The 8,154-nt window shown below is 65.7% G+C and carries 4 protein-coding genes and 1 pseudogene; 4 read left to right on the forward strand and 1 reads right to left on the reverse strand.

From position 1 onward, the window contains the following. Positions 1-116 precede the first annotated feature (116 nt). The 4 genes from ACZ6CL_RS39630 to ACZ6CL_RS39645 are packed head-to-tail and all read left to right on the forward strand — an operon-like array spanning position 117 to position 7,453. Entirely contained in the window at positions 117-1,592 is a 1,476-nt protein-coding gene (locus tag ACZ6CL_RS39630; RefSeq protein ID WP_468945615.1) for an ATP-binding protein, read from the forward strand. A 50-nt stretch (positions 1,593-1,642) separates the two neighbouring features. Beyond that, entirely contained in the window at positions 1,643-4,435 is a 2,793-nt protein-coding gene (locus ACZ6CL_RS39635; protein ID WP_468945617.1) for a Z1 domain-containing protein, read from the forward strand. Next, on the forward strand, positions 4,432-5,439 hold the full coding sequence (locus ACZ6CL_RS39640; RefSeq protein WP_468945620.1) for a PD-(D/E)XK motif protein: 1,008 nt from the start codon (positions 4,432-4,434) through the stop codon (positions 5,437-5,439). Before ACZ6CL_RS39635 ends, ACZ6CL_RS39640 begins: the two co-directional genes overlap by 4 nt. Beyond that, complete coding sequence (locus tag ACZ6CL_RS39645; protein WP_468945622.1) at positions 5,432-7,453, forward strand: AIPR family protein; 2,022 nt, start codon at positions 5,432-5,434, stop codon at positions 7,451-7,453. Before ACZ6CL_RS39640 ends, ACZ6CL_RS39645 begins: the two co-directional genes overlap by 8 nt. Before the next feature lie 52 nt (positions 7,454-7,505). Here ACZ6CL_RS39645 and ACZ6CL_RS39650 read toward each other — a convergent pair. Beyond that, positions 7,506-8,154: pseudogene (locus ACZ6CL_RS39650) on the reverse strand (IS481 family transposase); the annotation flags it as partial.

Here is an 8,154-nt window from a genome sequence, read left to right on the forward strand (position 1 = left end):
TAGCAGGGTACTCACCGCACGATGTCCGAGAAGTCCTGTCACATGCCGCTCCGCGGAGCGCACAGACGAATTAGCCGCACAGGACTGACCGGGTGCACCGGGTACGGAGCGTGAAGATGGATTTCGACGTCGCCGCTCCCGATCCTGCTGGCATGGTGGCATCGCTCAGTTCACTCGGCTACTCGCTTCCCGCTGCCGTCGCAGATCTTGTGGACAACAGCATCTCGGCAGAGGCCAAGAACATCGGCGTCGACTTCACGTGGGACGGACAGAGTTCCTGGATCGCCGTTACTGATGACGGCAAGGGGATGACGGAGCCCGAGTTAGTGACCGCCATGACGGTGGCGGCCCGCGGTCCGTCCGCCGAACGGAGTGCCACCGATCTCGGCCGCTTCGGTGTGGGGCTGAAGTCCGCCTCTTTCTCCCAGTGTCGCAGGCTTACCGTCGCCACAGTCAGGGATGGGGCCTGGCACGTCCGGACGTGGGACCTCGGTGTCGTGGAGCACTACAAGCAGTGGCGGCTCCTCCGTGACCCCGGCGATACGACCACGACCCTCCTGCGTCGGATTGCGGGAAGCATGCTTCACGGGACCGTCGTCCTGTGGGAGCAGCTCTCCGGCTACCACAACACCACCGTGACCAGCGACGACGAAAAGACGCAGGCCCAGTTCTATGCGGAGGCGGACCATACCGAAGACCACCTCTCGATGGTCTTCGCCCGGTTCTTACAGCGTCCGGTCCGCTGCCGGATCCGGGTGCGCGGCTCTGAACTCTCCCCGTGGGACCCGTTCCTGTCCACCCACCCGTCGGTACAGCGGATCCCCTGGGAGCCTCTGCCACTTGGGTCAAAGTCGGTTCGCGTGGAGCCCTTCGTCCTCCCGACGGCACAGCGTCTCTCGGAAGCCGAGTACGAGTCGGCTGCCGGGAAGAGGGGATGGCTGGGGCAGCAGGGGTTCTACGTCTATCGCCGTGACCGCCTGATCCTGGCCGGTGACTGGCTGGGGATCCGCGGCCTGCGACGCGAGGAGAAGTACAACCTTGCGCGGATCGCCGTAGACATCCCTGCGGAGGCTGACGCCGAGTGGGGCGTGGACGTGCGCAAGGCGAGTGTGGTTCCCCCTGTTTCCTTGCGTCGCCACCTGGAGAGGATCGCCAGATACACGCGCGAGGCGGCCTCCCGTTCCACACGACAGCGTGGTCAGGTGGTGTCGCGGTCGCACGGTGACCCCCTGAAGTTCGCCTGGAACGTGAAGCGTCACGACGGCCGGATCGTTCTGCGCATCAACAGAAAACACCCCTTGGTGAAGACAGCGGTGGACGACCGGGTCGGCAATCCGGACGCCGTCCGCTCGATGATCCGCCTCCTTGAGGAGACGGTCCCGGTCACGGCTCTCCGCATGCTCCACGAGACCGACACGGTCGACGACCCTGAACCCTTCGGCGGCCCGGGGCCGGCCGCTCCGGAGACCGTCGACATCGCCCGCCAAGTGTACGAAGCGCTCTTGAGCCAAGGCCGCTCCCCTGAGGACGCCCGGAGAGTGCTCAGCTCCATGTCTCCCTTCGACGAGCAACAAGGATTCTGGAACTCCTGACCCACCTGGTAGTCCGCCACCCACAACCGACCCGGCCGCTGGAGGTCGCTGTGAGCACCACCCCCGAAGACAGTCTCGAGAAGGCCGAGCAGACCGCGGTGCTGCTCCTGCCAGGTGACCGCCAGGCAACGCCGGACGAGGTCGACTTCGCCGTGAACACCGCGGTCCACATCCTCGCAGCCCAGGGGATCACCGTGGAGCGGGGCCAGGTGCGGAAGGTGCTCGAGGCCCGGGCCGCCGTGTTCCAGGCTGATTCCTCTGCGATGAAGAACGACGAGGGCCACGTGCCCTGGCTCGCCGACGCGAAGGCCGACCGGAAGTGGGACTTCTGGGACCGCTACCGGCGCTATCTCCTGAGCGTCTCAAAGCTCCCGACGCAGGTCGTGCGTCGGCTCGACCAGAGCACCGACGACGTTCTCGGTGAACTGGAAGACCCTCAGCGGGAAGGCACTTGGCGCCGAACCGGGCTGGTGATCGGGCAGGTCCAGTCCGGCAAGACAGGGCAGTTCATCGGACTCGCCGCGAAGGCGGCCGACGCCGGCTACCGGCTCATCGTGGTGTTTGCAGGAATCCACAACGACTTGCGCAGCCAGACCCAGCTCCGTATCGACGAGGGGCTCCTCGGGTTCGACAGCCAGTTCCAGTTCCGCTCGGACGACGACGCGCATCGTCATATCGGCGTCGGCGCGATGTCGCACGACAAGCGCCTGAAGGCTGCGTCCCTCACCACCAGCCACGAGAAGGGCGACTTCGCCCGGAAGACGGCCGTCTCAGCAAACGTGCCGGTGGGCAGCGTCCCGGTGGTCCTCGTAGTCAAGAAGAACCGTCGGATCATCGACAACCTTCGCGACTGGGTGATCGACAACCACGGCGTGGAGGACGCGGAGACCGACCGGATGGTCGTTCCCGACCTCCCCTTGTTCGTGATTGACGACGAAGCCGACAACGCCGGGGTGAACACCTCCAAGGACCCTGACACCAACCCGTCGGCGATCAACAAGGCCATCAGGAGGCTGGTCAACAGCTTCACGAAGGCGTCCTACGTCGGCTATACCGCGACCCCCTTCGCGAACATCTACATCAACCCCGACACCGACCACGATGAGCTGGGCCCCGACCTCTTCCCGGAGAGCTTCATCCGCACCCTGCGGGCTCCGTCCAACTACCTCGGTCCCGAGCGTCTCTTCGGCCTGCAGACCGACAGTGAAGAAGAGGACATAGATCCACTGCCGCTCATAAGGCATATCAAGGACACGGACCTCTGGGTGCCGGACAAGCACAAGTCCTACCACCGGGTTCCCGACTTCCTGCCCGAGTCGCTACAGCGCGCCATCCGGTCCTTCGTCCTGACCTGTGCGGCTCGCCGAGCACGTGGGCAGATCGCCGTGCACAACTCCATGCTGGTGCACGTGACCCGCTTCACTGCCGTGCAGCAGCAGGTCCGCGACCAGATCGACGCGCACAGGCGTCTGCTCTTCGATGTCCTCCAAGACCGGTTCAGCAGTGCCCGCGAAGAACTCATGGAAGAGCTGCGGCAGCTCTGGGAGGAGGACTTCGTCCCCTGCACCGAGGACATGACCGGGGACAGGCTCGACTGGGAGGACGTCGAAAGCCATCTCCACGCCGCTCTCGCGAAGATCACCGTCATGGCCGTCAATGGTGCAGCCAAGGACGCCCTCCAGTACTACGAGCGCCGTGAGACCGGCCTGTCGGTTATTGCCGTGGGCGGCGAGAAGCTCTCCCGTGGTCTGACCCTCGAAGGGCTGTCGGTCAGCTACTACCTGCGTGCCTCCAAGACGTACGACACTCTGCTGCAGATGGGCCGCTGGTTCGGCTACCGTCCTCGTTACGAGGACCTGTGCAGGCTGTACACGACACGTACGTTGCAGCGCCAATACGCTGAGATCACCGCGGCTACCGACGAACTCCGGCGCAACGTCGAGGAGATGTCCGCGGTGGGACTCACCCCCCGCGAGTTCGGTCTCAAGGTCAGGACCTCATCGCTCGGCCTCGGCATCACGGCCTCCAACAAGATGAGGCAGGGCACGCGTGTCCGACTCAGCTACTCCGGTGAGCTTCCCGAGACGACCATCTTCGACCTCTCCGAGAAGGTAGTCCGCCACAACCACGAGCTTCTTGAGTCGTTCGTCGGGCGCCTCGATGCGCTCTCGTCCGGGAAGAAGGTGGACGAGCGGAGCGGGAGTATCACCTGGAGTGGCGTCGCAGCCTCGGACGTCACCGAGGGTTTCCTCGACTCGTATCTCACCGACCGGCAGGCCCAGCGGGTTCGTCCGGCCTTCATCGCGGAGTACATACGTCAGTGCGCCAAGCAGGGCGAGCTGGGGAACTGGACAATCCGCCTCGCCAGTCGACTGCCCGAGGGAGCGCCGGCCGTGATCGCCGGCCATTCCATCGGCCTCATTACGCGCAGCCACTCCAAGTCCTCCGAGGTCGTTGCGGGCCGCTACACGATCAAGCGCGTCCTCAGCCCCGCCGACGAACTCTGCGACCTGACCCCGGACCAGCGTAAGCGTGCGCTGGAAGCCACGCAGGAAGCCGCGAAGGGAAGCCTCAATAGGAAGGGCGAACCGCTCGCCCCCGACACCCCTCGCGGTCGGCCTCTGCGGCACCAACGCCGTCCCGACCAGCCGCTGCTTCTGCTGTATCCCCTCAGTCCTGCCGAGGTGGGTGAGTCTCAGGTGAATGCCGAGCCGGTCGCTCCTCTGGTCGGGTTCGCCATCAGTTTCCCCTTCTCGCGCGAGCAGTTGAAGACCGAGTACGTGGTCAACGAAATCTGGTTCAAGCAGGACATGGAGATCGACGACTTCGAGGACGAAGAGTGATCGACGAGAGTGTGTGGCAGGAGCTGGAGGCCCGCCAGCAGTCCCCGGGCCGATCCACCCGGCGACTCCACCCCGATTCCCCGCACGACATCCAGGTGTCGGTGACGCACCCTGCCCTTCGGCGGATGCTGCTGCTCGGTACCGACGCCAGGGCCGCCGACACCGTGCGTAAGGAGATCCACGAACTACCGGCCACCCGTGGCCTGCAGCTGAACCTGTCGTCGGTGTTCGGCAACCACTACGAGCTCCAGGTCATGCTCACCGACGACGAGCTCACGGAGGTGTTCACCCCGCTCGTCACCGACATCGCAGAGGTGGTGCGGGACGCACCGACCACCGAGACGGCGGCGGAGGCCGCGGTCCGCCGCTACGTCCGGTGGCAGCAGCTGCTGCGCTCCGTGTCGCGTGATGGCCTGTCCCGACAGGCCCGGTGCGGCCTCTTCGGCGAACTCCACTTCCTCCTCGAGTACGTGCTGCCGGCTGTCGACCAACACACAGGCGTCAGCTCTTGGACCGGCCCACGGCAGACGAACCAGGACTTCCAACTGCCCGGCGCCGCGGTCGAAGTGAAGGCGACCACGGCCCGCTCTCCCCGAACGGTCCAAGTCGCCAGCGAGCGACAGCTGGACACGGCCGACTCGACACCCCTCGCACTGGCCCACTTCGTCCTCGACGATCGGCAGCGGGGGCTCGGCAGGAGTTTGAACGCGTTGGTGGACGAGATACGGGCCCGCCTGCTCTCGCCGTCCGCCTCCCAGCGCTTCGAGAGTCTGCTGGTACAGGCCGGCTACTTGCCGAGCCAGCGGGACCTCTACGACCACGATCGCTACACCTTGCGTCGCAGCGAGTTCTGGACGGTCGGGGAGAGCTTCCCCCGAATCGTCGAGGCCGAACTGCCGCCCGGAGTGGGCAACTGCACCTACACCATCGATGTGTCGGCCCTGACTGCTCACAGCGTGACCGCCGACGTACTGGTCGACCTGATCCGAGGAACCCATGGCTGAGCACGACCTCAACGAGTACTCACAGGCGCTGGTAGCCGACATCCAGGCGCTGACGGACGCCGAGGGCGGCTCAATCCCGAACACCTTCACCCAGCACGTACTCGAGATCCTTGAGGAAGCAGGTGTCGTCACTGACGCCGCGCTCGCGTACCACTCCACCCCCCGGGGGTTGGAGATCTACGGCTACGGCCTGCCCGAGGACGGGTCCAGCCTCGACCTTTACACCACGGACTTCAATCTGACCCCGTTGAGCAGCAAGCTGACCAAGGCCGAGTCCGACAGGCTCTTCCGCAGACTGTTCGCGTTCCTGGGCAAGCACCAGGCCATCCGCCTCAGCCAGGGGGACAACACTGATGTTCACGACATGTGCGTCGGTGTGGAGAAGGCGCTGTCGAATGTTCCAAAGATCCGCCTCTTCCTCCTCAGCAACCGGGTCAGTACGACGAGCGCCCCGGAGCCCAGGGAGTTCGAGGGGATCCCGGTCACGCACGAGCTCTGGGACCTAGCGCGGCTCCACCGGCACGAGACCTCCGGAAGTATCGGCGAGCCCATCAAGGTGACCTTCGATCGCCCTCTTCCCTGCCTGGCGGCGAACAGCGACGAGCCGAACTACTCGGTCGTCCTGGCCGTGGTTCCCGGTCGGCAGCTGGCCGAGCTGTACAAGGAACACCGGACCCGGCTGCTCGAACTCAACGTCCGGTCCTTCCTCCAGACTCGTGGTGGCGTAAACAAGGGCATTCGCGACACCCTGCTGAACGCTCCGGGCCGCTTCCTCGCCTACAACAACGGCGTGACCGCCACCGCCTCGGACGTGGACTTCGAGACCGACGAGGCAGGCAGGCCCGTCGCCATCAGGAGCATGACCGGCCTCCAGATCGTCAACGGTGGCCAGACCACCGCCTCGCTGCACCACGTCCTGACCCGTGACAAGCGAGACTTGGACGGGGTCCATGTCCAGATGAAGCTCACGATCGTCGATCCCGGGTACCTGTCCGAGATCGTTCCGAGGATCTCCCAGTACTCCAACACCCAGAACAAGGTGACGTTGGTCGACTTCAGCTCGAACCACGAGTTCCACGTAGCCTTCGAACGTGTCTCCCGGAGCCTGTGGGCTCCTGCGACCGATGGCAGCGGTCAGGAGACGCGGTGGTTCTACGAGCGGGCGCGGGGGCAGTACACCGACAAGTCCGCCGAGTACGAGACCCGCGCCGCCCAGCGCAAGTTCAAGCTGATCACGCCGAGTCGGCAGCGATTCAACAAGTCCGACCTGGCCACCTTCGTACACTCCTGGGAGCAGCTCCCGTACTGGGTGAGTCGCGGCGCCCAGAAGAACTTCGCCCACTTCATGGAGCGGATCGAGAAGTCCGATCCTGTCGTGGACGTGCAGTATTGCAAGCGGGCCATAGCTACCGCCCTCCTGTTCCAGGCTGCCGACAAGATCGCCCGTACACACTCGGCCGGCAGCCACAAGCGGCTGATCACGACCTACACGGTCGCCCGGCTCTCGCTCGCAGCCGAGAAGCGGATCGACCTCGACAGGATCTGGAACGAGCAGGGCACCACGGACGCCCTGAAGGACGCCCTCGACGAAGTCTGCCCCTTGATCATGGACACGGTGATCTCAGGCGACCGGCACGTGTCGGAGTGGGCCAAGAAGCCCGACTGCTGGGACGAGGTGTCCCGCATTCCCTGGACGCTCCCCGATGCGTTGGCCGCCGAGCTCACGGCCGAGCCCTTTGAGATCGCCTCGCCCGAGGGCACAGAGTCCGACGAGGCTGAGGCCGCCGTCGAGGACATCACCAGCGAGGAGTGGCAGGCTCTCGCGGACTGGGCCCGCGAAGGCCGGGTCCTGCGCTCCGGTGACAGGCAGCTCGCCGACCGTGTCGCGCAGCGTCTCTCCCAGGGGCGACGGGTCATCGGGGCGCAGGCCAGGCAGGCGATGGAAGTCTACGAAGAGGCTCTGCGGCAAGGGTTCCATCCCGTGCCCGCCGGCCTGGACCACGAGACGGCCTGAATACGGCAGCCCCAGAACAGCTGGGGCTGCCGCTACAGGGTTTCCGTGCCCACTAGTTGTGCTGACCGGAGAGGTTGGTGATGCGGCTGGCTGGGCTGTGGCCGCTGATTCCGGTGTGGGGTCGGTGGTAGTTGTACCAGTCCAGCCAGTCGGGAAACGCGGCCTGCCGTTCAGCTTCTGAGGTGTAGGGCCGCTGGTAGGCCCTACACCTCCAGCAGGGTGCGGTGGAAGCGCTCGACCTTGCCGTTGGTCTGCGGTCGCCAGTGGCGGGTCCAGCGCGGGCTGATGCCCAGGTCACGGCAGGTCTGCTGCCAGGTGTTCTTGCTGTAGGCCCAGGCGTTGTCGGTCAGCACCCGCTCGACGGTCACACCTCGGTCCGCGAACCAGGCGGCGGCTCGTCGCAGGAAGGCCGCGCAGGTGGGGGCGGTCTCGTCGGGCAGGGTTTCGGTGTAGGCCAGGCGGGAGTGGTCGTCCAGCGCGGTGTGCAGGAAGGCATAGCCGGTCCGGCTCTTGTTCCTGCGGGCGACTGCGCGGCCCAGGGCTTTGTGGCCGCCGCCGTCGGGGATCCGGCCGAGTTTCTTGACGTCGATGTGGACCAGTTCGCCTGGTTGGGAGCGTTCGTAGCGGCGGACGGGTTCGCCGGTGGCCCGGTCCAGCGTGGCCAGGGGTGGCAGGCCGTGGCGTTGGAGGATGCGGTGGGC

Source organism: Streptomyces sp. NPDC041200 (genome assembly GCF_055591805.1).